At 71.6% G+C, this 21920-nt stretch carries 18 protein-coding genes; 10 read left to right on the top strand and 8 right to left on the bottom strand.

Annotated elements, in window-relative coordinates; all coding sequences use genetic code 11:
• Positions 1-137: 137 nt before the first annotated feature.
• On the top strand, positions 138-2393 hold the full coding sequence (locus tag ACLVWQ_RS06790) for an MMPL family transporter (protein WP_414107247.1): 2256 nt from the start codon (positions 138-140) through the stop codon (positions 2391-2393).
• Between the two features lie 142 nt (positions 2394-2535).
• Complete coding sequence (locus ACLVWQ_RS06785; RefSeq protein ID WP_414107246.1) at positions 2536-3297, top strand: IclR family transcriptional regulator; 762 nt, start codon at positions 2536-2538, stop codon at positions 3295-3297.
• A 73-nt stretch (positions 3298-3370) separates the two neighbouring features.
• On the opposite strand, the gene ACLVWQ_RS06780 is transcribed toward ACLVWQ_RS06785, so the two are convergent.
• The 8 genes from ACLVWQ_RS06780 to ACLVWQ_RS06745 form a co-directional block, all read right to left on the bottom strand.
• Complete coding sequence (locus ACLVWQ_RS06780; protein WP_414107245.1) at positions 3371-4237, bottom strand: ABC transporter permease; 867 nt, start codon at positions 4235-4237, stop codon at positions 3371-3373.
• On the bottom strand, positions 4234-5106 hold the full coding sequence (locus ACLVWQ_RS06775) for an ABC transporter ATP-binding protein (RefSeq protein WP_414107244.1): 873 nt from the start codon (positions 5104-5106) through the stop codon (positions 4234-4236). The genes ACLVWQ_RS06780 and ACLVWQ_RS06775 overlap by 4 nt, the downstream gene beginning before the upstream one ends.
• A 55-nt stretch (positions 5107-5161) precedes the next feature.
• Positions 5162-6256, bottom strand: coding sequence for an ABC transporter substrate-binding protein (locus ACLVWQ_RS06770; RefSeq protein WP_414107243.1), 1095 nt, complete (start codon positions 6254-6256; stop codon positions 5162-5164).
• 10 nt (positions 6257-6266) lie between these two features.
• Positions 6267-7031 (bottom strand): crotonase/enoyl-CoA hydratase family protein, encoded by a 765-nt coding sequence (locus ACLVWQ_RS06765; protein ID WP_414107242.1) that lies wholly within the window; start codon positions 7029-7031, stop codon positions 6267-6269.
• On the bottom strand, positions 7028-7795 hold the full coding sequence (locus ACLVWQ_RS06760; RefSeq protein ID WP_414107241.1) for an SDR family NAD(P)-dependent oxidoreductase: 768 nt from the start codon (positions 7793-7795) through the stop codon (positions 7028-7030). The genes ACLVWQ_RS06765 and ACLVWQ_RS06760 overlap by 4 nt, the downstream gene beginning before the upstream one ends.
• 51 nt (positions 7796-7846) lie before the next feature.
• Positions 7847-9034: a thiolase family protein gene (locus ACLVWQ_RS06755; RefSeq protein WP_414107419.1), complete on the bottom strand. Its 1188-nt coding sequence runs from the start codon at positions 9032-9034 to the stop codon at positions 7847-7849.
• Positions 9035-9112: 78 nt separating this feature from the next.
• Positions 9113-10174 (bottom strand): acyl-CoA dehydrogenase family protein, encoded by a 1062-nt coding sequence (locus tag ACLVWQ_RS06750; RefSeq protein ID WP_414107240.1) that lies wholly within the window; start codon positions 10172-10174, stop codon positions 9113-9115.
• A gap of 36 nt (positions 10175-10210) precedes the next feature.
• Positions 10211-11374, bottom strand: a complete 1164-nt coding sequence (locus ACLVWQ_RS06745) for an acyl-CoA dehydrogenase family protein (protein ID WP_414107239.1) — start codon at positions 11372-11374, stop codon at positions 10211-10213.
• Positions 11375-11690: 316 nt separating this feature from the next.
• Between ACLVWQ_RS06745 and ACLVWQ_RS06740 the strand changes: the two genes are divergently transcribed.
• The 8 genes from ACLVWQ_RS06740 (at position 11691) to ACLVWQ_RS06705 (ending at position 21880) form a co-directional block, all read left to right on the top strand.
• Positions 11691-12794 (top strand): zinc-binding dehydrogenase, encoded by a 1104-nt coding sequence (locus ACLVWQ_RS06740; RefSeq protein WP_414107238.1) that lies wholly within the window; start codon positions 11691-11693, stop codon positions 12792-12794.
• Positions 12791-14242, top strand: coding sequence for an aldehyde dehydrogenase family protein (locus tag ACLVWQ_RS06735; protein ID WP_414107237.1), 1452 nt, complete (start codon positions 12791-12793; stop codon positions 14240-14242). Before ACLVWQ_RS06740 ends, ACLVWQ_RS06735 begins: the two co-directional genes overlap by 4 nt.
• Positions 14243-14388: 146 nt before the next feature.
• Positions 14389-15249 carry an enoyl-CoA hydratase/isomerase family protein gene (locus ACLVWQ_RS06730; RefSeq protein WP_414107236.1) on the top strand — a complete coding sequence of 287 codons (861 nt, stop codon included), beginning with the start codon at positions 14389-14391 and terminating at the stop codon, positions 15247-15249.
• The gene (locus ACLVWQ_RS06725) at positions 15246-17189 is read left to right on the top strand and encodes an acetate--CoA ligase family protein (RefSeq protein ID WP_414107235.1); all 1944 of its coding nucleotides are present in this window, start codon (positions 15246-15248) and stop codon (positions 17187-17189) included. The genes ACLVWQ_RS06730 and ACLVWQ_RS06725 overlap by 4 nt, the downstream gene beginning before the upstream one ends.
• Complete coding sequence (locus ACLVWQ_RS06720) at positions 17186-18505, top strand: acyl-CoA dehydrogenase family protein (RefSeq protein WP_414107234.1); 1320 nt, start codon at positions 17186-17188, stop codon at positions 18503-18505. Before ACLVWQ_RS06725 ends, ACLVWQ_RS06720 begins: the two co-directional genes overlap by 4 nt.
• On the top strand, positions 18502-19704 hold the full coding sequence (locus tag ACLVWQ_RS06715; RefSeq protein ID WP_414107233.1) for an acyl-CoA dehydrogenase family protein: 1203 nt from the start codon (positions 18502-18504) through the stop codon (positions 19702-19704). Before ACLVWQ_RS06720 ends, ACLVWQ_RS06715 begins: the two co-directional genes overlap by 4 nt.
• Entirely contained in the window at positions 19701-20702 is a 1002-nt protein-coding gene (locus ACLVWQ_RS06710; RefSeq protein ID WP_414107232.1) for an LLM class flavin-dependent oxidoreductase, read from the top strand. The genes ACLVWQ_RS06715 and ACLVWQ_RS06710 overlap by 4 nt, the downstream gene beginning before the upstream one ends.
• The gene (locus ACLVWQ_RS06705) at positions 20699-21880 is read left to right on the top strand and encodes an acyl-CoA dehydrogenase family protein (RefSeq protein ID WP_414107231.1); all 1182 of its coding nucleotides are present in this window, start codon (positions 20699-20701) and stop codon (positions 21878-21880) included. Before ACLVWQ_RS06710 ends, ACLVWQ_RS06705 begins: the two co-directional genes overlap by 4 nt.
• Positions 21881-21920: the final 40 nt, after the last annotated feature.

Genomic DNA, 21920 nt, shown 5'->3' with positions numbered 1-21920 from the left:
ATGGCGACGACCTGCGTGCCCCTTCGCGCATCGGCCTCTGCCGGGACGAACAACGCCCGCAGACTACCGCGTTGACTCCCCTTCTCAACTCCGGCCGGCCGACGTCGTTTCCATACAGGATCCAAAGGAGATTGTCCGTGTTTGAACGCATAGCCGAGCTGGCGATTCGTCGCTCCCGGCTCATACTTGTCGTGGCCGTCGTGGCTGTGGCGCTCATGGGCGTCGCGGGCGCCGGCGCGTTCGGCAAGCTGCTGGGGGGTGGCTACGACGACCCGGCCTCCCAGTCCAGCCGTGCCGGGAAGGTCATCGACGAGAAGTTCGGCGGGGAGACGAACCTCGTCCTGCTGGTTCGCGCCTCCGAGGGCCGTGTCGACAGCCCGGCGGCCGAGAAGAGCGGCCAGGCCCTGGTGGCCGACCTCAAGAAGGACAAGAACCTCGAGAACGTCATCTCGTACTGGGAGACGGACAGTTCCAGCCTCCGCTCCAAGGACGGCCGCGAGGCCATGGTGCTCGCCCATGTGAAGGGTGAGGGCACCGAGCGGGACGAGCACGCCAAGAGCGTCATCGACGAGTACGCCGGCTCGTACAAGGACACGTTCACGGTCAAGGCCGGTGGTGGCGCCGCCGTGACCAGCGAGATGGGCGAGCAGTCGGAGGCCGACCTCGTCCTGGCCGAGGGCATCGCCGTACCGCTCACCCTGATCCTGCTCCTGGTCGTCTTCGGCAGCCTGGTCTCGGCCCTGCTGCCGCTGGTGATCGGCATCATCGCCATCGTGGGCACCTTCGCGGAGCTCTTCTTCCTCGGCAGTGTCACCGATGTGTCCGTCTTCGCGGTCAACCTCACCACCGCCCTGGGGCTCGGCCTGGGCATCGACTACGCCCTGCTGATGGTCAGCCGGTACCGGGAACAGCTCGCCGCGGGGGCGAGCGTGGACGACGCCGTCCGGCAGACCATGAGCACCGCCGGCCGTACGATCGCGTTCTCCGCCGCGACCGTGGCCGCCGCGCTCGGGGCACTCATGGTGTTCCCGCAGTACTTCCTGCGCTCGTTCGGCTACGCGGGAGTCGGCGTCGTCGCCATCGCGGCGATCAGCACCCTGTTCGTCATGCCGGCCCTCCTCGTGACCCTCGGGCACCGCGTCAACAGCGGGCGGATGCCGTGGGTGAAGACCAAGCGCGCAAGCACCCGGGCGCCGATGTGGGGACGCCTCGCCGCCACCGTCATGCGCCGCCCGGCCTTCACCGCGCTGCCCGTGCTCGCGGTGCTGCTGATTGCGGCGAGTCCGCTGCTGGGCATCACCTTCGGCACACCGGACGAGCGCGTGCTGCCCGAGGACGCCCACAGCCGTGAGGTCTCCGCCGTACTCCAGTCCGACTTCGAGGGCAACGACGACGCGGCCCTGCACGTGGTCCTCGACAAGGCGGTCGACAGGGCCCCGCTGGAGTCGTACGCGATCACGCTGTCCAAGCTCGACGACGTCGTCCGCGTCGAGGCCAGCTCGGGCACCTACGCCGACGGGAACGCCACTCCGCCCGGCCCCGCCAACGCCGCGCTGGGCCGCCCCGACACCCAGCAGATCAACGTCGTGAGCACCCTGACGCCGAAGTCGGACGAGGCGCAGAGCCTGGTCGACGAGATACGCGACATCGCCGCACCCGCGGGCATCCAGTCCCTGGTGGGCGGAACCGACGCCGTGCTGGTCGACTCCAAGGACTCCATCGCCGGCAAGCTCCCGCTCGCGGTGGCCCTGGTCGCCATCACCACGTTCATCCTGCTCTTCCTGTTCACCGGCAGCGTCGTACAGCCCCTGCGCGCCCTGGCGCTCAACCTGATCAGTCTGGGAGCCACCCTGGGTGTCATGACCTGGATCTTCCAGGACGGCCACCTCTCCTCGCTGCTCGGCTTCACCGCGCAGCCGATGGACGTGTCGATGACGGTGCTGATGTTCTGCATCGCCTTCGGCCTCTCGATGGACTACGAGGTGTTCGTCACCAGCCGCATCAAGGAACTCCATGAGGCGGGCGAGGACAACGAGTCCGCCGTGACCAAGGGCCTCGGACACACCGGACGCATCGTCAGCGCGGCCGCCTGCCTGCTCGCGGTGAGCTTCTTCGCCTTCGGCACGGCCAAGCTCAGCTTCATGCAGATGTTCGGTCTGGGCAGCGGACTGGCCATCCTCATCGACGCCGTCGCCGTACGCGGCGTCCTCGTGCCCGCCGCGATGCGCCTGCTGGGCCGCGTGGCCTGGTACGCGCCGCCCCTCCTGCGCAGGTTCCACGACCGCTACGGCCTCAGCGAGAGCGGCCCGCAGCCCGTGGCCGCGCCCGCGGGAGCGTCCGTGCCCGCGGGCGCGGACGAGTCTCTCTACGTGAAGAACTCCTCGGATGCCTGACACCCCGTAAGACCTGCCCCGTCGTGTGCCCGTCCCCCTCACCGGGGGCGGGCACACCGGCGTTCGCCCCTTCGGAGCGCCACGACTCAGGTAGAGTAAATTTGATTCGACTGAACAAAATTTACCGAACCGGGAGACATCTGTGGCCGAGGGAGCCATCGTCAGGACGCTCCGCGTCCTGCGCGTGCTGTGCGAGAGCGGTCCGCTCACCCTCAAGGAGGTTAGTGAGCAGACCGGTCTGGTGTCACCCACAGCACTCCGGACCCTCCGCCTGATGGCGGAAGAAGGATTCGTCGTCCAACAGCCGGACCGCACCTGGCGTGCCACGATGCTCATGTGGCGGCTCGGATATCTGGTGAACGCCTCGCTCGGCGCGGTCCAGCTCGCCGGCCGGTACACGGACCGTCTCCAGCGCGAGCTGCACGAGACCACCGTGTACGCCGTCCTCGACGAGGACTCGGTGACGTACGCCGCGCACAGCGAGCCGCAGTCCCCCGTGCGCGCGCATGTGCGTCTCGGAAGCCGGCACGGACTGCTGAGCGTCGCGACGGGCCGGGTGATTCTCGCCTGGCTGGATCACCAGCAGGTCCAGCACGTCGTGGCGGCGGCCCGGCCGGAGGACGGGGGCGAAGCGGAGGAGTCCGGTGACCTCGACACCCTGCTCTCCCAGGTCCGCAGGCAGGGTTACTACAGCGGACCCGGCCTCCAGTGGCCGGACCTGTGGGGGGTAGCGGCCGCGGTGTTCGACGCGACCGGCCAGCCCGTCGGGGCACTGGGCGTGTCGATTCCCGTGAGCCGCATCGAGGAATGTGAACAGGCCGCGATCGAGGCCGTGATGCGTGAGGCGAACGCGCTGACCAAGGAGATGGGGGGCCGCTGGCCCGGTCCCGTCACCACGGCCTGAGGGCGGAGCCCCCGTCGGCCCCGCCCGCCCTCCGTGCGGCTCCCCCGCCTCCGCCCGCCTCCGCCCGTCCTGGCTACCGCTGGGCGCTGAACTCCTGGTCCGACCACCGCACCAGGCGCTTGCCGACCGCGCCCACCAGGACGCTGAAGAGCACGCCGATGACCGAGATGGTGACGACTCCCACGTACATGCGCTCGGGCAGGAACAGTTGCCAGGCGTGCCAGGTGTAGTGGCCCAGCCCGTCGTTGGAGCTGACGAACTCCACCGCGATGACGAGCAGGGTGGAGATTCCGGTGGCGATGCGCAGACTGGACACGATCTGCGGGAGACAGGCCGGGAAGATCATCCACCGGAACGTCTGCCAACGGCTCAGTCCGTAGGACCGCGTGACCTCGTGGTAGGAGACCGGGATCATCGTCGCCGCCGCCAGCGTGGTGAAGGCGACGATGTAGAAGGTGCCGAGTCCGACGAAGACCAGCTTGGGCGTCTCACCGATGCCGAAGACCAGCAGGAAGATCGGCAGCAGAGCCAGTTTGGGCACGACGTAGAGCGCTCTGATGATCGGCTCGAACACCCACCGCAGCACGGTCGACTGGCTGAGCACGAGCCCTACGGCCACCCCGGCCGCCGAGCCGAGCAGGAATCCGACGACCAGCCGGAAGAGGGTGACCCGGGCCTCGTCCCACAGCAGGCCCTCCCGGATGTCGGCGACCGCCTGTTCGGCGACGGTGGTGGGCTGACCGAAGAAACGCGGGTCCGTCCAGCCCAGTCGGGCGCTCATCTCCCAGGAGATGAGCATCAGCACCGGGATCAGCGCGCCGGCGAGCACCCGCAGCAGTTTCGCGTTCGGCCGCTGGGCCGCCCCCGCTCTGGACGAGGTCGCGGTACGGACGACCCAGTCTCCTTCGAGCAAGGGTTTTTCCTGCACTTTCTCGCTCATCGGGGTCCCTTTCCTGATGCTCCGGCTTTCCCTTTCACCGCGGAGGCGGGTCCGGACCCCGTGTCCATCTCCACTTCGGACCGCAGATCCTTCCAGATCGCGTCCTCGAGGGCGGCGAAGCGCGCGTCGGCGCGCAGTTCCGGTGACCGGGGCCGGGCGAAGGGAACGTCGTACACGCACTTGATCCTGCCCGGCCGTGAGGTCATCAGGATGATGCGGTCGGACAGGAGAATGGCTTCGTCGAGGTTGTGGGTCACGAAGAAGACGGTGTGGCTCTTGTCCTCGACGATCTCCAGGAGCTGTTCCTGCATGATCTTGCGGCGTTGCGCGTCCAGCGCGGCGAAGGGCTCGTCCATGAGGAGGATCTCCGGTTCCGTGATGAACGCCCGCGCGAGAGCGACCCGCTGCTTCATCCCGCCGGACAGTCCGCTCGGGTAGGAGCTCTCGAATCCCTCGAGTCCCACCCGCCGGATCCACTCGGCGACGCGCGGAGCGGCCTCCTCCCTGGGGGTGCCGACGGCGTCGAGGCCGAGCCGTACGTTGGCCTCCACGGTCCGCCAGGGAAAGACCGAGTACTCCTGGAACACCGGAGCCACCAGGGGCCGGCCGGGGTGTTCCTTGCGGATGGCGACGGACCCGCTGCCGGGTTCCTGCAGGCCCGCGATGACGCGCAGCAGGGTCGACTTGCCGCATCCGGAAGGGCCGACCACGGAGACGAACTCACCCGCGCGCACCGTGAAGTCGACGCCGTCGAGTGCGGGCACCCGGGCGCCCGTACGGGTTCTGTAGCTGTAGCAGAGATCCTTCGCGGTGATCTTCTCGGCATCGGAGTGCGTGACCGGCTCTGGCCCTACCCGGTTTGCGGGCATGCTTCGTCCTCCTTGGACGAGTGGAACGGGGGGTGTCTGTCGGCGGACGGACCGGCTACGCGGACGGCGGGTCGCACGTGGCCAGCGCCTCGGTGAAGGCGGGGTCGACCAGCTCGGACGTCGGCAGGGGCTTCTTGTAGTCGAGTTCCTTGTGGGTGGAGAGGAACGTCTGCAGCTGTCCGAGGTACGTCTCGACACCCTTCATGGAGAACGTGGGGTCGAAGTGGAGCAGCGCGGACTTGCGGACGACGTCCTCCTTGACGCCGGTGGCCTTGGACAGGAGGGCGACGGTCTCCGGGCGCTTGCGGTAGTCCCCGTCAAGGTACTTCTCGGTGACGTCCTTCAGGACCTGGAGATAGCGCACCAGGACGTCGGGGCGGTCCAGGAGCTTGGGCCCCGCGAGCAGCGAGGTCCCGGTCACGCCGGGCGCGTAGCCGGCCAGCGGGACGAGGCCCTTGTCCTTCGCCGCTTCGATCTCCAGGGGCGCGGCGATCCAGGCCGCGGAGACCGCGCCGTTCTTGAGCGCGATCAGTGCGTCCGGTCCCACCTGTACCGACAGCTGGACGTCGTCGAGTCCCAGGCCCACCCCGGCGAGCTTGTCCCCGAGGATCTTCGCGGAGGCGCCGGTGCCGCCGGTGGGGCTGCTGACCTTCTTGCCGCGCAGGGCACGGAAGTCGGGGTTCTCCGCGCTTCCCACCACGTCCTTGCGCGCCCAGTAGCCGGGCACGGTCGCGCCCGCGGGCTCCTTCACCTGACGGTCGAAGGGCTGTACGAACCGCAGGTCCACGCCGGAGTTGACGACGTTGTAATGGGCGGTGGAGTAGGAGGTGACCTGTGCGTCCAGCTTGCCCTGGGCGACGAGGGGCAGTGAGTCGGCCGTGGGGATCTGCTCCACGTCGACGTCCAGGCCCGCCTTCTTGAAGGCCCCGGTGGTGTCCGCGAGGAGCAGGGGCGAGAAGACGGACAAGGGGGAACTCATACCGATGTGGAGGGCACCGGTCGTCTTCGCGGTGGGACAGATCTGGTCGGCGGGCTGCCGTTCGGCGGTGGCCCGGCGTTCGGCGGGGTTGCCGCACGCGGTGACCAGGCCGACCGTGGCCGCTCCGACAGCGACAGCGGAGATCAGACGGCGGGTGGACGACGTTCTCATGGACTTCTCCTCATGCTCCGGTCCAGACGGGGGGACGCTTTTCGACGAAGGCGCGCGCGCCTTCCCTGCTGTCGGCCGAGGTGCGGACCACAGCGGTGTGGGGTTCCTGGTGTGCGAAGGCCTCGTCGCTCGGCCAGTCGACGGCCCGGTCCACGAGGAACTTGGACGTACGCACCGCGAGCGGGGCGTTGGCAGCGACGGCACGGGCGAGGCGCAGTGCCTCGTCGAGGGCCTGCCCGGGCGGCACGACGCGGTTGACGAGTCCGAACGCGGCGAGCCTGGCGGCCGGTACGGGGGCGCCGAGAAGCACCATCTCCATGGCCACGTTGCGCGGCAGCCGACGGGGCAGCCGCAGGACTCCGCCTGCCGCCGCGACCAGTCCGCGGGTGACTTCGGGCAGGCCGAACCGGGCGTCCTCGGCCGCGACGATCAGGTCGCAGGCGAGGGCGATCTCGAAGCCGCCGCCCAGGGCGCTGCCTTCGACGGCGGCGATCAGGGGTGTGGCCGGCGGCCGCTCGACGATGCCGAACCCTCCGCGCGAGGTGAGCGGGCGCTCGCCGGTCCGGCTGAATGCCTTGAGGTCCATCCCCGCGCTGAAGACGCCGCCGGAACCGGTGAGGACGCCGGCCCGCAGGTCGTCGCGTGCGTCCAGTTCGTCGAGGGCCGCCGCGACGAGTTCGGCGGTCGGCCGGTCGACGGCGTTGCGGACCTCGGGGCGGTCGATGACGACGACGCCCACGCCGTCCCGTACCTCCAGTCGTACGGCGGCGCTCATCGGGGTGCCATCCGGATCGCGCCGTCGAGGCGGATCGTCTCGCCGTTCAGCATGCCGTTCTCGATGATCGCCTCGGCGAGCCGGGCGAACTCCGCGGGGTCGCCCAGCCGGCTGGGGTGCGGCACCGTCCCGGCCAGGGAGGCACGGACGTCGTCGGACAGACGGCTCAGCAGCGGGGTGTCGAAGGTGCCGGGGGCGATGGTGCAGACCCGGATCGCCTTCGAGGCGAGATCCCGGGCGGCGACGAGTGTCATGCCGACGATGCCCGCCTTGGCGGAGGCATAGGGGATCTGGCCGATCTGCCCCTCGTACGCGGCGACCGAGGCGGTGAGCACGCACACGCCCCGGTCGCCGTTGAGCGGTTCGTTGCGTGCCATGCGCGCCGCGGCCAGGCGCAGCACGTTGAACGTGCCGATGAGGTTGATCTCGATGATCGTCCGGTAGGTGTCGAGCGAGCCCGGCTCTCCGTTCCGGTCGACCAGCCGGACCGGGCCGCCACGTCCCGCGCAGTGCACCAGGGCCCGCAGCGGGCCGGCCGCGCCCGCGGCCTCCAGGGCCGCCTCCACCTGGTCGGGCTCCCGGACGTCGGCGGCGACGAAGCGGGCGCGGGGGCCGAGCGTCCTCGCGGCCGTCTCACCGTCCGAGGTGGGCAGGTCGACGAGCGTGACGGCCTCGGCGCCGGAGTTGAGCAGGCGGCGTGCCGTCGCCAGGCCGAGGCCGGACGCTCCCCCGGTCACCAGGGCGGAGATGCCTTGTACGTCCATGTGGTTCCTCTCGGGTCAGGTGTGGGCCGGGGCCCTCGCCAGGAGTGGGGCTCAGAGCCGCTCGATGATCGTCGCGTTGGCCATGCCTCCGGCCTCGCACATCGTCTGCAGTCCGTACCGGCCGCCGGTGGCCTCCAGGCCGTGCAGCATGGTGGTCATCAGCCGGGCGCCCGACGCGCCCAGGGGATGGCCCAGCGCGATGGCGCCGCCGCGGGGGTTGAGCTTGTCCTCGTCCGCTCCGAAGTGGCGGGCCCAGGCCAACGGGACGGACGCGAAGGCCTCGTTGACCTCGTAGTGGTCGATGTCGTCCAGGGCCAGCCCCGATCGCTTGAGGATCTTCTCCGTGGCGGGGATGGGGCCGGTGAGCATGCTGATCGGGTCGTCGCCGGCCAGCGCGAAGGAGTGGAAGCGGGCCCGTGGGGTGAGGCCCAGCTCTCGTGCCTTGGTCTCCTCCATGATGAGCAGTGCCGCGGCGCCGTCGGTGAGCTGTGAGGAGTTCCCGGGGGTGACGTGCCACTGGATCTCGGGGAAGCGCGCGGCCAGTTCGTCGCTGTGGAAGGAGGGCTTCAGACCGGCGAGCGCGTCCGGCGTGGTGCTCGGGCGAATCGTTTCGTCCCGGTCGACGACACTGCCGTCGGGCAGCCGCACGGGCACGATCTCGCCGCTCAGATCGGTGGCGGCGGCCCGTTCGTGGGAGCGGGCGGAGAAGGCGTCGAGGGCGGTCCGGCCGAGGTTCCAGCGGGCGGCGATGAGCTCCGCGGACACGCCCTGGGGGACGAGGCCGGGCGCGTACCGCTCGTGGACGGACGGGCCGAAGGGGTCCTGGCCCATGCGGGCGGTGAGCATGGGGATGCGGCTCATGGATTCCACACCGCAGGCGACGACCACGTCGCAGGCCCCCGCCATGACGGACTGGGCCGCGAAGTCGGCGGCCTGCTGACTGGATCCGCACGCCCGGTGCAGGGTGACGGAGGGAACCGACTCCGGCAGGCCCGCGGCGAGCCACGCGTAGCGTCCGACGGGGCCGGACTGCTCGCCCACCTGGCTGACACAGCCGGCGAGTACGTCGTCGACGCAGGCGGGGTCCAGCGCGTTGCGGTCGACGAGCTGGCGCAGGACCTGGGAGAGCAGCTCGACCGGGTGCAGCGCGGACAGGGCGCCCCCGGGGCGGTCGGCACGGGGTGGGCGGCCCTTCGCCATGGGTGAGCGGACGGCGTCGACGATGACTGCGGTGCGCAGGGCGGACGGCATGGTGTTCCTTTCACCGGAATCCGGAGGGGCTCGGGCCCGGACCCGGAGGGAGGTTCGGGCAGACGGTCAGACGGCGTTCACGAGCAGGGGCCACAGGCCCTCGTGTGCGGGGCGAAGACGCCTGGCGAGGACCTCGCTCCAGTGGCGTTCGGTACCTGCCTCCTCGCGCCACGCCCACAGTCGGCGGGTGAGGTGGTGCAGGCGGTGTTCCCGGGTGAAGCCGATGGCGCCGTGGATCTGGTGTGCGGAGCGGGCCACGATCTCCACGGCGGCGCCGGCCCGGATCTTGGCGGCGGCCGCGGCGGGAAGGAGGTCGCGGTCGTGTGCGGCGGCGTCGACCGCGGCATCGGTGAGCGCGGTGACCGCCGTGACCTCGCCCGCCATCCGCACCAGGTCGGTGCGCACGGCGGGGAAGGCGCTGAGTGTCCGCCCGAACTGCACGCGTTCACGGGCGTACTCGCAGGTCCAGTCGAACACCCGCTGGAGGGCGCCGGTGAGTTGCACGGCCCGTGCGAGTGCCATGCGGGCCTCGACGGCGGCGGCCTGCGGAGCGGTGAGCGGTATGCCTGCCAGGCGGGCGTCGTGGAAGTCGAGGGTCGCGCGCGGCTCGTCGGCCAGGTTGTACGACGTCTTCGTCACGGCTCCGAGAGTCGGCGACAGGACGAGCACGCTGTGGCCTGCGGTGCCGGTCCGCGCGAGGACGGCCACCTGGGTCGCCACGTCGGCCCAGGGCACGTCGGGGAGTTCGCCGCTGAGGCGGTAGTGCCCCGCGCCGTCCGCCACGGCTCGCCCTCCCCCGGCGAAGGTGACGGGGACCGAGAGGTCGGCCGGCGCGAGGGAGGTGCCGGCCAGGACGGGGGCGACGACCAGGAGGTGCTCGGCCAGCGGGACGGCGGCGCCTCCGGCGGCGAGACAGCCGACGATCGCGGCCGCGTCACCATAGGTGCCGCCCGCGCCGCCGGCGCTCTCCGGCAGTCCCACGCCGGTCATGTCCGAGTCGGCCAGCAGGCCCCACAGTTCGGCGTCCCAGCGTTCGGGCCGCTCGCCGTGCGCGGTGGTCGCGGTTGCGTCGAGGATGTCCTGGACGGTGCGCACGACGAGGTCACGCTCGCTGTCCGATGTGTTCATGAGCCCCCCTCTCCTTCGTCTCTCCTGGTGCGTCGGTCATCGCAGTGCCAGTCCCTTGGCCACGATGGAGCGCAGGATCTCGTTGGTGCCGCCGCGCAGTGTGTAACCGGGCGCGTGCAACTGGGCCGTCGCCATCGCCCGGCCGAGGGGACTCGGTGCGTCGAGGGACGGGGCGACGTCCACGACCCGCCGGATCTCGTCGATCAGGTCGCCCTCGAAGGTGGTCCCGAGATCCTTGACCATCGCGGCCGGCAGGTCGGGCAGATCTCCCCGGTCGAACGCGGCGGCGATACGCAGGGAGAGCTGGCGGACGGCGAGCAGCCGTGCGCACAGACGCCCCAGGGTCACCTCGGCGGCCGGGTCCGGGTGGACGACGAGGCTCCGGGCGAACAGGTCGAGCACGCGGAAGGTGGACATCCAGCGCTCGGGACCTGAGCGCTCGTAGGCGAGCTCGGCGGTGACCTGGCTCCAGCCGTTGCCCTCCTCCCCCAGCAGGGCGCCGGCCGGCAGGACCACGTTCTCGAACACCATCTCGTTGAAGTGGTGGCCGCCGTCGAGGATGGTGATCGGGTTGACGGTGACCCCGGGAGCGGACAGGTCCACCACGAACTGGGTGAGTCCCGTGTGCCGGCCGCGCCGCCCCTCCTGGGCGGGTGAGGTGCGGGCGAGGACGATCGCGTAGTGGGCGAGGTGGGCGTGGGACGTCCACATCTTGGTGCCGTCGAGCACCCACCGGCCGCGGTCGTCGCGGTCGGCGCGGGTGCGGATGCCGGCGAGGTCGGAGCCCGCGTCGGCCTCCGACATGCCGATGACGAAGAAGCACTCGCCCGCCGCGATGCGGGGCAGCAGCTCGTGCTTGAGCTCCTCGGTTCCGTACCGGAGCAGGGAGGGTCCCGACTGGCGGTCCGCGATCCAGTGGGCGGCCACGGGCGCGCCCGCCGCCAGCAGTTCCTCGGTGACCGCGTACCGCTCCACGGCGGTGCGTTCGTGACCGCCGTACCGCCGGGGCCAGGTCATGCCCAGCCAGCCGCGTTCGCCCAGCCGCCGGGAGAAGGCCGGGTCCACTCCGCTCAGCCACGAGTCGACTTGCGGAGTGAAGGTACCGGCCGCACTCTCCAGGAACTCCCTCACCTCGGCGCGCAGCTCGCGCGTCGCGGCGGGTGGAGGAGGTTCGGGCAGGGACAGCAGTGCGGAGGTCATGAGTGCGTGCTTGTCATGGGTGAGTGCTCCTGATGATCATCGCGCCCCCTCCGGCCGATTCAGAGGTCGGCGTCGGTGTCAGCGGCGGTGTCGTTCAGCGGGTCAGCGTTCACATGGACGTGACGGGGTCGTCATGTCGGTCCCTCGAACAGCGGCGGGTTGCCCGCCATGAGATGAGTGGTACCACACATTTAGCCGACTCAAAAGAGACTCGACTCAGTAAAATTATTCAGCTGAGCTAATGGCTCTTCCATTGAGTGAAATTCTTGTATACCGTCGGAGCGTCCGAGAAGCTCGCAGCGCGGGGAGGTTCATCATGGACGCGGTGGTTTGGACAGGGACGTCCCTCGAACACGCTCAGGACGTGCGGGTCAGGTCTCCCGATGCCGGAGAGGTCACGGTGCGGATCGACGCGGCGGGGCTGTGCCACAGCGACGTCAAGGCCCTGGACGGGCACATCGACCAGCCCGTTCCCGTCGTACTGGGACATGAGGCGTGCGGGGTGGTCGTCGACCGGGGCCCCGGTGTCACCGTGCCGGTCGGGCAGAAGGTGGTGCTGTCCACACTGCGCTCGTGCGGCACCTGCCGGGCCTGCCTGGCGGGAGCACCCACCTGCTGCCGGGACGGGCAGCCAGCCTCCCGGCCCGCCTTCGTCCGCCACGGACAGCCCGTCGAGCAGTTCGCACGCGTCGGGGCGTTCGCCCGGCACACGGTCGTACACGAACGGCAGGTCGTCCCGGTGCCGGACACCCTGCCCGACATCATCTGCGCGCTCCTGGGCTGCGCCGTCCTGACGGGGTTCGGCGCGGTGTGGAAGCGGGCCGGCCTGCGCGAGGGCGAGTCCGCCCTGGTCGTCGGAGCCGGCGGCATCGGACTCAACGCCGTGCACGCGGCCTCGCTCGCCGGTGCCTCACGCGTCCTGGTGGTCGACCGCAACCCCCGTAAGGAGGCCCTGGCCCGCCGGCTCGGCGCGACCGACTTCCAGCAGGTGGACACGGCGGCGGACGTGGTGCGGGCGGCCCAGGACCTTCAGCCCCGCGGATTCGACGCCGTCCTCGAGTGCGTCGGCCGGCCGGAGCTGCTCACCGCGGCCGTCGAGGTGCTCGCCTGGGGAGGCCGCGCCGTGATCGTCGGTCTCCCACCGGCCAGGACACCGCTCACGTTCGGTATGCGCGAGCTGTTCCAGGACAAGTCGCTGCTCGGCTGCCGGATGGGGTCGGTGGACCCGCACCGGTTCATTCCGGATCTCGCGCAGCGCTACCTCGCCGGCGAGCTGCTTCTCGATCCGCTCGTCTCCGCGGTCGCCCCCCTGCACCAGGTCGGCGATCTGATCGGTGAACTGCGCTCGGGACGGCTCGACCGAGGAGTGCTCGACCTGACCGGCGGCACCACGACACTGCACAGGAGAGATGCCGCGTGACCACCACCGCAACCGCCATGATCGCCGGCGAGTCGTACGAGACCGGGCAGTGGTACGAGAGCGTCGATCCGTACACGGAGAAGCCCCTCGCCCAGGTGACCGACTGCTCGCCCGCGGACGCCGCCCTGGCTGTCGCGACCGCCGACGAGGCGCTGACCGACTGGAGCCGGACGAGCCTCGACACCCGCCGGGCCGTGCTGGCCACGGCCGCGCGCGAACTGCGGCGCCGCCGGGCGGAGCTGATCGATCTCGCCGTCCGGGACGCGGGCGCCCTCACCCGGGTCGCGACCGACACCCAGGTCGAGGCGGCCGTCAGCCGTCTCGAACAGTGGGCCGCCATGCCCGACGAGACGCTCGACGTCCCGCAGCCCGAGCCGGCGGGGTCCTTGTCGGCCCTGGTACGCCGAGCGCCCCTGGGCGTCGTGGCCTGCATCAGCCCGTACAACTTCCCGCTGCTCGCCATGGTCGGGAAGGTCGCGCCGGCGCTCTTCAGCGGGAACACCGTGGTCATGAAGCCGGCCCCGCAGGACCCCCTGCTGGTGGTGGCGCTGGCCGAGGCGCTGCGCACCGGGCTGCGTGAGCAGCGCCTTCCCCTGGGTACCGTCAACCTGCTCACCGGCGCCCGGGGCGAACTGGGTGCCGCGCTGAGCGGGCACGACGGGGTGCGCGCGGTCAGTTTCACCGGCAGCACCCAGGTCGGTGTCCAGATCCATCGCGGCGCGGCCGCGACGATGAAGCACCTGCTGCTCGAACTCGGCGGGAAGGGCGCGCTGATCGCACGCCACGACGCCGACCCCCGCGCGGTGGTGCGAGCGGTCACCCGTACCTGGACCGTCCACGCGGGACAGGTGTGTCTGACCCCCGCGCGCGTCATCGTGGACCAGGCCGTGCACGACGAGGTCGTCGCAGGACTGCGTACGGTGCTGGGCACCCTGCGGATGGGGGACCCGGCCGATCCGGCGACCACGGTCGGCCCCGTCATCTCCGCCACCCAGCGCGACAACGTCGAGCACCTCATCGACTCCGCACGGCGCCAGGACTGCACCGTGGAACGCGCCGAGGGCTCCCCCGGCACAGGCTTCTTCGTCGCACCCGCCCTGATCACGGAATGCTCGCCCGAGCACACCGTCATGCGGGAAGAGGCGTTCGGCCCGGTGCTGTGCGTGATGCGCAGCACCGGGGACGAGCACGCCGTGGCGGCCGCGAACAGCACCCGCTACGCGCTCAGCGACTACATATACTCCGCCGACCCGGCCGCGGCCCGCGCCCTGGCAACCCGGCTCGGTTCGGCCCAGGTCGGCATCAACACCACACGGCGCCACGGCGCCGCCCCGTTCGGCGGCAACCGGGCCAGCGGCATCGGCCGCTCCGGCGGCACCTGGTCGGTCTCCGCCTACACCACCCTGCAGAGCCTGACCGAGGAACCGCTCGGTCCGCCCACCGTCTGACCGGGCCCGTCCCATCACGGCGCGTGGGCCGCGAAACCTCGCCCACCGCACCGCCGCACGCCGTACCGCGTGCGCCTTCACCGCAGGTGCCCGTACCACTCCTCCGCCGGGCAGATCCGGCCCACCCCACGAGCAAGGAGAAGGGGATGTCACATCCGCCCAAGGACAACGCCCCCGCAGCCGACGACCCGGCGCCGCGGCGCCACCACGACATCGCTGTCATGGTCGAAGGACAGGTCGCCGTCATCCACCTCGACCGGCCCGGCCGGCGCAACGCCTACACCCCCCGGATGGGCAAGGAGCTGACGAGCGCGCTGGTCGAGCTGGACCGGCTGCCCGACGTCCGGGCCATCGTGGTGACCGGACGCGGGGAACACTTCAGCGTGGGCGCCGATCTCGACCAGGTCGACTGGCGCGACACCCAGGCGCACGGCGTCGAGTCCCTCAGCGATCCCGACCAGGCTCCGTGGCGACTCGCCACGCCCATCATCGCCGCCGTCAACGGCGACGCGATCGGCGTGGCCCTCACCTGGGCCATGCAGTGGGACATCCGTGTCGTCGCCGAGGACGCCCGGCTGGCGTTCTCCTTCAACCGCATCGGTGTCATCCCCGACCGCAACTCGACCTGGCTGCTGCCGCGTCTGATCGGCTTCTCCGCCGCCATGGACCTGCTGCTGACCGGCCGCACCGTCTCCGGGACCGAGGGCCACCGGCTCGGCGTGGCCTCCCGCTGCGTCCCCGCCGACCGGGTACTGCCCGAGGCGCTGGAGATCGCCCGCGACCTGGCGACCCACTGCGCGCCGGTGTCGGTGAGTGCGACCAAGGCGCTCATGTACGAGTTCCTGGAGGAGAACGACCGGGTCCGCGCCTACAACTTCGAGCGCCGCACCCTCAACTGGATCCGCACGCTGGGCGAGACGCTGCGGGGCATCGCGGCGTTCAAGTCCCGCACGGCGCCCGAGTGGGGCACCACCAAGGACCAGCGCATCCCGGCGGAGCTGCGGTGATCGAGCGTCTCCTCAACCCCGCGCGCATCGCCGTCATCGGCTCCCTGTCCAAGCCCACCGGGCTGGGCGCCCGCACCGTACGGCATCTGCAGGACGCCGGTTATCCGGGCGAGATCATCCGCGCCAGGAGCGCGGCGGACATCGACGACCAGGCGGACGTGGCCGTGGTGGCCGTCCCCGCCGCCGCCACCGCGGGCGTCGTGGCCGAGCTGCGGGACCGCGCCGCACATGTGATCGTCTACTCCTCCGGTTTCGACGAGGCCGGCCTGACGAGCCCCCTGCACCACGCGGGCGGCCGGCTCCTGGGGCCCAACACCGTCGGCCTCACCTACGCGCCCTCCCGCACCATGCTCACCTTCGCCAAGGCCTTCGACGACATGACGGACTGCCGCCACGGAAGCGGTGTGTTCCTCGTGTCGCAGAGCGGCGCCTTCGGAGCGCGCCTGGTACGGGCCGCCCGCCTGCACGGCATCGACTTCGACGGGTTCATCGGCACGGGCAACGAACACGACCTGACGGCCTGCGAGATCGCGGTGGACCTGGTGCGCAGCGACTCCCTGCGGCCGCGCACCCTGGCCCTGTACCTGGAGGGCGTGCGCGACATCCGGGCGTTCGAGGACCTGCTGAGCGAGGCACGCCGGCACGAGGTCCGGGTCGTCGCGCTGCTCGGCGGGGCGTCCGAGTCGGGAGCGGGAGCCGCCCGCTCGCACACCGCGGCCGTGAGCACCGACCACGCGATGCTCACCGAACTGTGCGCCCTGCACGGTGCGGTGGTGGTCCGCTCCGACAAGGAGCTCGTCGACGCGACGGTCGCCCTGTCCCTCCTGCCGGGCGCACGCGGCAGCCGGGTCGGAGTCATCACCGGTTCCGGCGGAGCCGGCGTCGTGGCCGCCGATCTCCTCGCGCGGCACGGCCGCGGCCTGGCACCGCTGAGCGCGCGGACCCGGGAGCGCATCGGCGCACTGCTCCCGTCGTACGCGTCCACGGCCAACCCCGTCGACGTGACCGCGCAGGTGATCGGTGACACCGACCAGGTGGTCAAGGTGCGGGCCGCCCTCGCCGAGTCCGGAGAGGTCGACGCCATCCTGGTCGTGGGCCGCGCCGAACAGGCCGAGGCGGTGGCCGGCGACCGGGGTGTCCCCGTGCTGCTGGCCGTCCTGGACGGCGACGCCACGACGGTCGCGGACCATGTGCGGGCCGGGCGGCCCGTACTGCCGAGCCTGGACGCCGCGTGCTCGGCCGTCCGCGCCCTGACGGTCGTCGCGGCACGGCACACCGGACAGCGGACGTCCGCCGAGGCGGCACCACGGCACTCGGCCACCGACGCGGTCCCCCGTGTCGGTACGGACAGCGTCTCCAGTCTGCGGTTCCTTCAGGAGTCAGGGGTCCGGGTCGCGCCCTGGCAGGAGGTCACGGACGCGGCGGACGCGCACCGGGCCGGAGAAGAGCTCGGATGGCCCGTCGTGGTCAAGGCCAATCTCCCCACCCTGGCGCACAAGGCCGCGCGGGGCGCGGTGCGACTGGACGTGGACGCCCGGCGCGTCCACGACGTCGCGACCGAACTGCTGGCGGCGGCGCCCTCGTTGATCGTCGCGCGACAGCTGCGCGCCGGTCCTGAACTGTTCGTCGGCGTCCGCCGGGATCCGCAACTGGGCCTCATCGCCGCCGCCGGTCTGGGCGGCGGCCATGTGGAGCTCATGGCCAGGACCGTCACCTTTCCCGCGCACGCTCCCGCCGAGTGGATGACGGACCGGCTCCGCGCCGAAGTCTTCGAACGCGGCGGTGCCACGTACGCCCACCTGCCCGCTCTCCTCGCCGCGACAGCGGCCCGGCTGATCGACCTCGCTGTGCGCCACGACCTCGACCTGGTGGAATGCAACCCCCTGGTCGAGACGGACGGACAGCTCATCGCACTCGACGCAAGGGTGGTTTCCCCATGACCAGCGAGCAGTACTACGACGTCACATCGGACGTCTGGGAGCCCGTGACACCCGACTCGCGGTCGGGGGATCCCACGGTCGGCTCCTGGACCGAGCTGACCGAGGAGCAGCGCGCCATCCGCACGCTGGCCCGGGAGGTCGCCGAGACGGAGCTGCGCCCGTGGGCCCAGCACTGGGACGAGAACGAGGAGTTCCCGCACCGGTCCCTGGCCGCCGTCCGGGAGGCGGGACTGCTGAACGTGACCGTTCCGCAGGAGTACGGCGGGCGCGGCCTCGGTCTGCTCACCGGCTGCCTGGTGGTCGAGGAACTGGCACGTGTCTGCCTGTCCAGTGCCATGGCCGCTCAGCCCTTCCTGAACGGTCCCTGGCGGGCCGTCCATGTACTGGGCGACGAGCAGCAGCGCCAGAGGTTCCTGCCCGGGGTGGCCGCGGGGGAACGTCACTTCGCCATCGCCATGAGCGAGCCGGGGGCCGGTACGGCGGGCACCGACCTGACCGCCGAACTGCGGCCGGACGGCGACGGCTGGCGTCTGCACGGGGTCAAGAGCTGGGTCACGGGCGGCCGTGAGGCGGACACGATGATCGTCTTCTGCCGGCTGCCCGAGACGGTGGGGCCCTACGGCATCGGCGCGGTCCTCATCGAGGGCAGGCCGGACGGGATGTCGGAGCCCATGGTCGACCCGAAGATGGGTATCCGCGGTGTCGCCGAGTGCGCGTACCGGTTCGACGGTGTGCGGATCGAGGCCGAGAACGTCCTCATCCTGCCGGAGGCCGACTCCAAGCGCGGTGCGGAGATCCTCGTCAACCAGTTCAATCCGGAGCGCTGCGGGAACGCCGCGATGTGCACGGGCCTCGCGCAGGGCGCGCTGGACGCCAGCGTCGCCCACCTCAAGGCCCGCCGGCAGTTCGGCCGTCCGCTCGCGGACTTCCAGGGACTCCAGTGGAAGATCGCGGACATGGGCATGGAGGTGGAGATCTCCCGCATGCTCACCTGGCGGGCCGCGCGCGCCGCCGGGGACGGCTTCCCCCCTCAGCAGGAGACCGTCATGGCCAAGCTGTTCTCCAGCGAGATGGTCCAGCGCGTCACCAACGAGGCGATCCAGCTGCACGGCGCGCGCGGGTACTCGCGCCGGTGGCCGCTCGAACGGCTCTTCCGCGACGGGCGCGGACTGGCCATAGGCGGTGGCACCGCCGAAGTCATGCGCAACCTGCTGGCAGGGCTCCTGCTGGACCGGCGCACCAGTCAGCGCCTGCGCGTTCCCGCCGCCGCGACCGCCGGCGCCGACGAGCCGCGACCCCGGGCGGAGGCTCTGTGAGCGCGCTGGAGAAGTTCCGCGCGCTGCTGACCGCATGTCTCCCCGAGGCCTGGGTCCGGGCGGCGGCGGACGACGACATCGCCACCCTCGAAGAGCTGAACCAGTCGCAGGACGCGGCGGCGGTGGTGAGCGTGGTGGCCGCCGAGGGGTGGCTCACCCCCGAATGGCCGCCTGCCTACGGGGGTCGCGGCCTGGACACCGAGGACGCCGTCCAGATCCGCAAGGAGCTGCGCCGGTGGCGTATCGGCAACGTCCGCAGCGCGATCGGCACGTCGTGGGTCGGGCCGGCGATCCTGAAGTTCGCCGCCGCGGACACCAAGGCCCGTCTGCTGCCTCCCATCGCCCGGAACGAGGCGCTCTGGTGCCAGTTGTTCAGCGAGCCGGAGGCCGGGTCCGACCTCGCGTCCGTGCGCACCCGCGCCCGCCGCGAGGGCGACCGGTGGGTGATCTCCGGCAGCAAGATCTGGACCAGCCGGGCGGACGTCTCCCGGTGGGGCCTGGCTCTCTGCCGCACGGACCCCACGGTGCCCAAGCACGCCGGGCTCACCACCTTCTGCATCGACATGAGCGCCCCCGGGGTGCGGGTCGGTCCCATCCGGCAGCTCACCGGTGACCACGAGTTCTTCGAGGTCGTCCTGGACGAGGTGGAGGTCGGGGACGACCTGAGGCTCGGTGCCGAGGGCGCGGGGTGGGAGGTGGTGCGCGCCGTTCTCTCCTTCGAGCGCTCCGCGGGGTCAGGGGTGGGCGCCGCTCCCCCGGGTTCCGTGGTCGGGCGCGGCATCGAGGAGGCCGTCACCCGCTTCGGCGACCGGCTCACCCCCGGACAGCTCGACGAACTGGTACGGGTCTACGTCGAGAGCCGCGTCGTCGAGCTGAACAACCTGCGGGCGGCTGTGGAGCGCCGTTCGGGACGCGGTCCCGTCCGGCGCGGCGCCCCCTTCAACAAGATCCTCCAGGCCGAGCACACCAAGCGCCTGCAGCAGCTCTTCGTCGACCTCGCCGGGATGGCGGCGGTCGCCCGTGACCCGGACGACGACTGGACCGCCCACAACGTGTGGGCGTACCTGCGGGTGCAGGCCAAGACGATCGCCGGCGGCACCTCGGAGGTGCTGCGCAACCAGGTGGCCGAGCGGGCGCTGGGGCTCCCCAGGGAAGCGGATCCCAGCCGCGACCGGCCGTGGCAGGAGTCGGCACGATGAAGCTCTGCGCCAACTGGCTGCCGATCAGCCACGAACTCACCCGGCAGGTCGCGCGGGCCGCCGAGCGGGCCGGGCTGTGGGGTCTGGGCATCGGGGACTCCCCGCACTACGACGAGCTGTACGGGTCCTGCGCACAGGCCCTCACGGCGACGGACCGGCTCGCGGTGCTGCCGAGCGTGACCAACCCCGTGACGCGCCATGTCTCCGTGCACACCTCGGCGGCCCGCGCACTCAGCGCCCTCGCCCCGGGGCGGTACGCCGTCGGTATGGGCCGGGGTGACTCCGCGGTGCGCACGTTCGGTCTGGCGCCCGCCTCCCTGGACGACGTGGAGCGGCAGCTCGGCACCCTGCGCGAACAGGTGCCGGACGTCCCGCTGCTGCTCGCCGCGAGCGGGCCACGGGCCGCCGCGGCGGCCGGACGCAGCGCGGACGCGGTCATCGCGGGCGCCGGCCTGGACCTCACGGCGCTGCGCGGCCTGCGGGCCCGCGCGGACGCCCACGCCCGCACCGTCACGGACACCGAGGGCGAGGGCGCCGTCGGGCACGCGGGTCCGGGGCGCACGGGTGGTGTCGAGGTGTGGGGCTCGGTACGCATCGGGGTCGCACGGGACCGCGCCGACATCCCCGAGCTGCGCCGACGGCTGCTGGCGCGGGCCATCAGCGCCTCCCGGTTCAACTTCGCCGGCACCTTCGTGGGGAAGAACGTCCCCGCCGAGTACCAGGGCGTCCTGACGGAGCGTTACGCGTCCTACGACTTCGCCTGGCACGGCCGCTCCGGGCCCAATCCGGTGGCCGGCCTGTTCGCCGACCGTCCCGACATCGAGTCCTACCTCTTGGACCGCTTCGCGATCGTCGGCACGGTGGAGGAGTGCCAGGAACGCCTCACCGCTCTGACGCCGGAGCTGGACGGCCTGTTCCTGTCGCTGCTCTTCGAGGACGCGCTCCCCCAGCTCGACCTCTTGTCCCATGTCACCGCGGACCTGGCAGGTGCCTCATGATGCTCGCTCCGGACGAGGAACAACTGAGTTTCCAGACGGAGGTCCGCCGCTATCTGACCCGCTCCTGGCCCACCGCCGTCAGCCGGCGGTCGCTGGAGGGCGGGCCCGCCTTCGACGCCGGGGCCTGGGCGGGCCTGTGCCGGATGGGGGTGGCGGGGATCCTGGTGCCCGACCGGTACGGGGGTGCGGGCGCGGGAGTGGCCGAGGCCGCCCTCGTCGGTGAGGAGCTGGGGCGTCTGGTGGTGGCCGCGCCCTTCCTGTCCTCGGCGGTGACCGCGGCCGTGCTGCTGACCGGTCTGGCCGAGGCCGGTGACGAGGTCGCGCGTGAGCGTCTGCCCGGCGTCGCCGAGGGCACGGTCATCGCCACCGTCGCCGCTCTGGACGCCGCGGGCCGCTGGGACGCCCACGCGGTGTCCGTCGAGGCGCGGCAGGACGGGACCGGCTGGGTGCTGGACGGTGAGGTCCGCTATGTCACGGACCTCGGCTCGGCGGACCTCGTCCTCGTCGTCGCGCGGACCCCGACCGGGCTCGCCGTGTTCGCCCTCGGGCCGAAGGCGTCCGGCGTGGAGCGGGCTCCCCTCGTCTGTCTGGACGCCACCCAGCCCGTGGGCCGACTGCGGATGCGCGACGCGCCGGCCGTACGGCTGGCGCCGGGACTCTCCGGGGACCGGCTCGTGCGGCTGCTCGACCGGACGGCGGCCGTCACCGTCGCATGCCTGTGCGCCATGCAGGTCGGCGGCGCGGAACAGTGCCTGGACATGGCGGTCGAGTACGCCGGCCGACGCACCCAGTTCGGTCGGACGATCGGGTCCTTCCAGGCGGTCAAACACCGCTGTGCCGACATGCTGGCGAGGGTGGAATCGGCGCGCTCGGTCACGCATCACCTCGTCAGCGCGGTGGAATCCGACGCGCCCGACCTGGCCGTGGCCGTCAGTCTCGCCAAGTCCTTCTGCGCCGACGCCGTCACCTCCTGTGCGTCCGACGCCCTGCAGATCCATGGCGGCATCGGATTCACCTGGGAACACGACATCCACCTGTATCTGAAACGCGCCCGCGCCACCGCGCACCTGTTCGGTGACGCGGTGCACCACCGCGAACGCCTGGCCGCCCTGCTCGTCGGGGAGGCTGCCGGCCGGCAGCCGGGCCCCGCCTCGCCCACGGCCGCACCCACGGCCTGACCATCGGCCTCACCACCGGCTTCGCCCCGCGCAGTCGTAC

It is taken from the genome of Streptomyces sp. CWNU-52B (assembly GCF_047444975.1).
GTDB lineage: Bacteria > Actinomycetota > Actinomycetes > Streptomycetales > Streptomycetaceae > Streptomyces.
The sequence above is the reverse complement of the archived record's forward strand: the minus strand, read 5'-3'. Positions and strand labels throughout refer to the sequence as shown.

Bases quoted from the DNA above. Each gene is read 5' to 3' on its own strand.
- ACLVWQ_RS06780 (WP_414107245.1), bottom strand. From the start codon at position 4,237: ATGAGCGAGAAAGTGCAGGAAAAACCCTTGCTCGAAGGAGACTGGGTC.
- ACLVWQ_RS06770 (WP_414107243.1), bottom strand. From the start codon at position 6,256: ATGAGAACGTCGTCCACCCGCCGTCTGATCTCCGCTGTCGCTGTCGGA.
- ACLVWQ_RS06705 (WP_414107231.1), top strand. From the start codon at position 20,699: ATGATGCTCGCTCCGGACGAGGAACAACTGAGTTTCCAGACGGAGGTC.
- ACLVWQ_RS06765 (WP_414107242.1), bottom strand. From the start codon at position 7,031: ATGAGCGCCGCCGTACGACTGGAGGTACGGGACGGCGTGGGCGTCGTC.
- ACLVWQ_RS06710 (WP_414107232.1), top strand. From the start codon at position 19,701: ATGAAGCTCTGCGCCAACTGGCTGCCGATCAGCCACGAACTCACCCGG.
- ACLVWQ_RS06760 (WP_414107241.1), bottom strand. From the start codon at position 7,795: ATGGACGTACAAGGCATCTCCGCCCTGGTGACCGGGGGAGCGTCCGGC.
- ACLVWQ_RS06775 (WP_414107244.1), bottom strand. From the start codon at position 5,106: ATGCCCGCAAACCGGGTAGGGCCAGAGCCGGTCACGCACTCCGATGCC.
- ACLVWQ_RS06750 (WP_414107240.1), bottom strand. From the start codon at position 10,174: ATGAACACATCGGACAGCGAGCGTGACCTCGTCGTGCGCACCGTCCAG.
- ACLVWQ_RS06720 (WP_414107234.1), top strand. From the start codon at position 17,186: ATGACCAGCGAGCAGTACTACGACGTCACATCGGACGTCTGGGAGCCC.
- ACLVWQ_RS06745 (WP_414107239.1), bottom strand. From the start codon at position 11,374: ATGACCTCCGCACTGCTGTCCCTGCCCGAACCTCCTCCACCCGCCGCG.
- ACLVWQ_RS06730 (WP_414107236.1), top strand. From the start codon at position 14,389: ATGTCACATCCGCCCAAGGACAACGCCCCCGCAGCCGACGACCCGGCG.
- ACLVWQ_RS06740 (WP_414107238.1), top strand. From the start codon at position 11,691: ATGGACGCGGTGGTTTGGACAGGGACGTCCCTCGAACACGCTCAGGAC.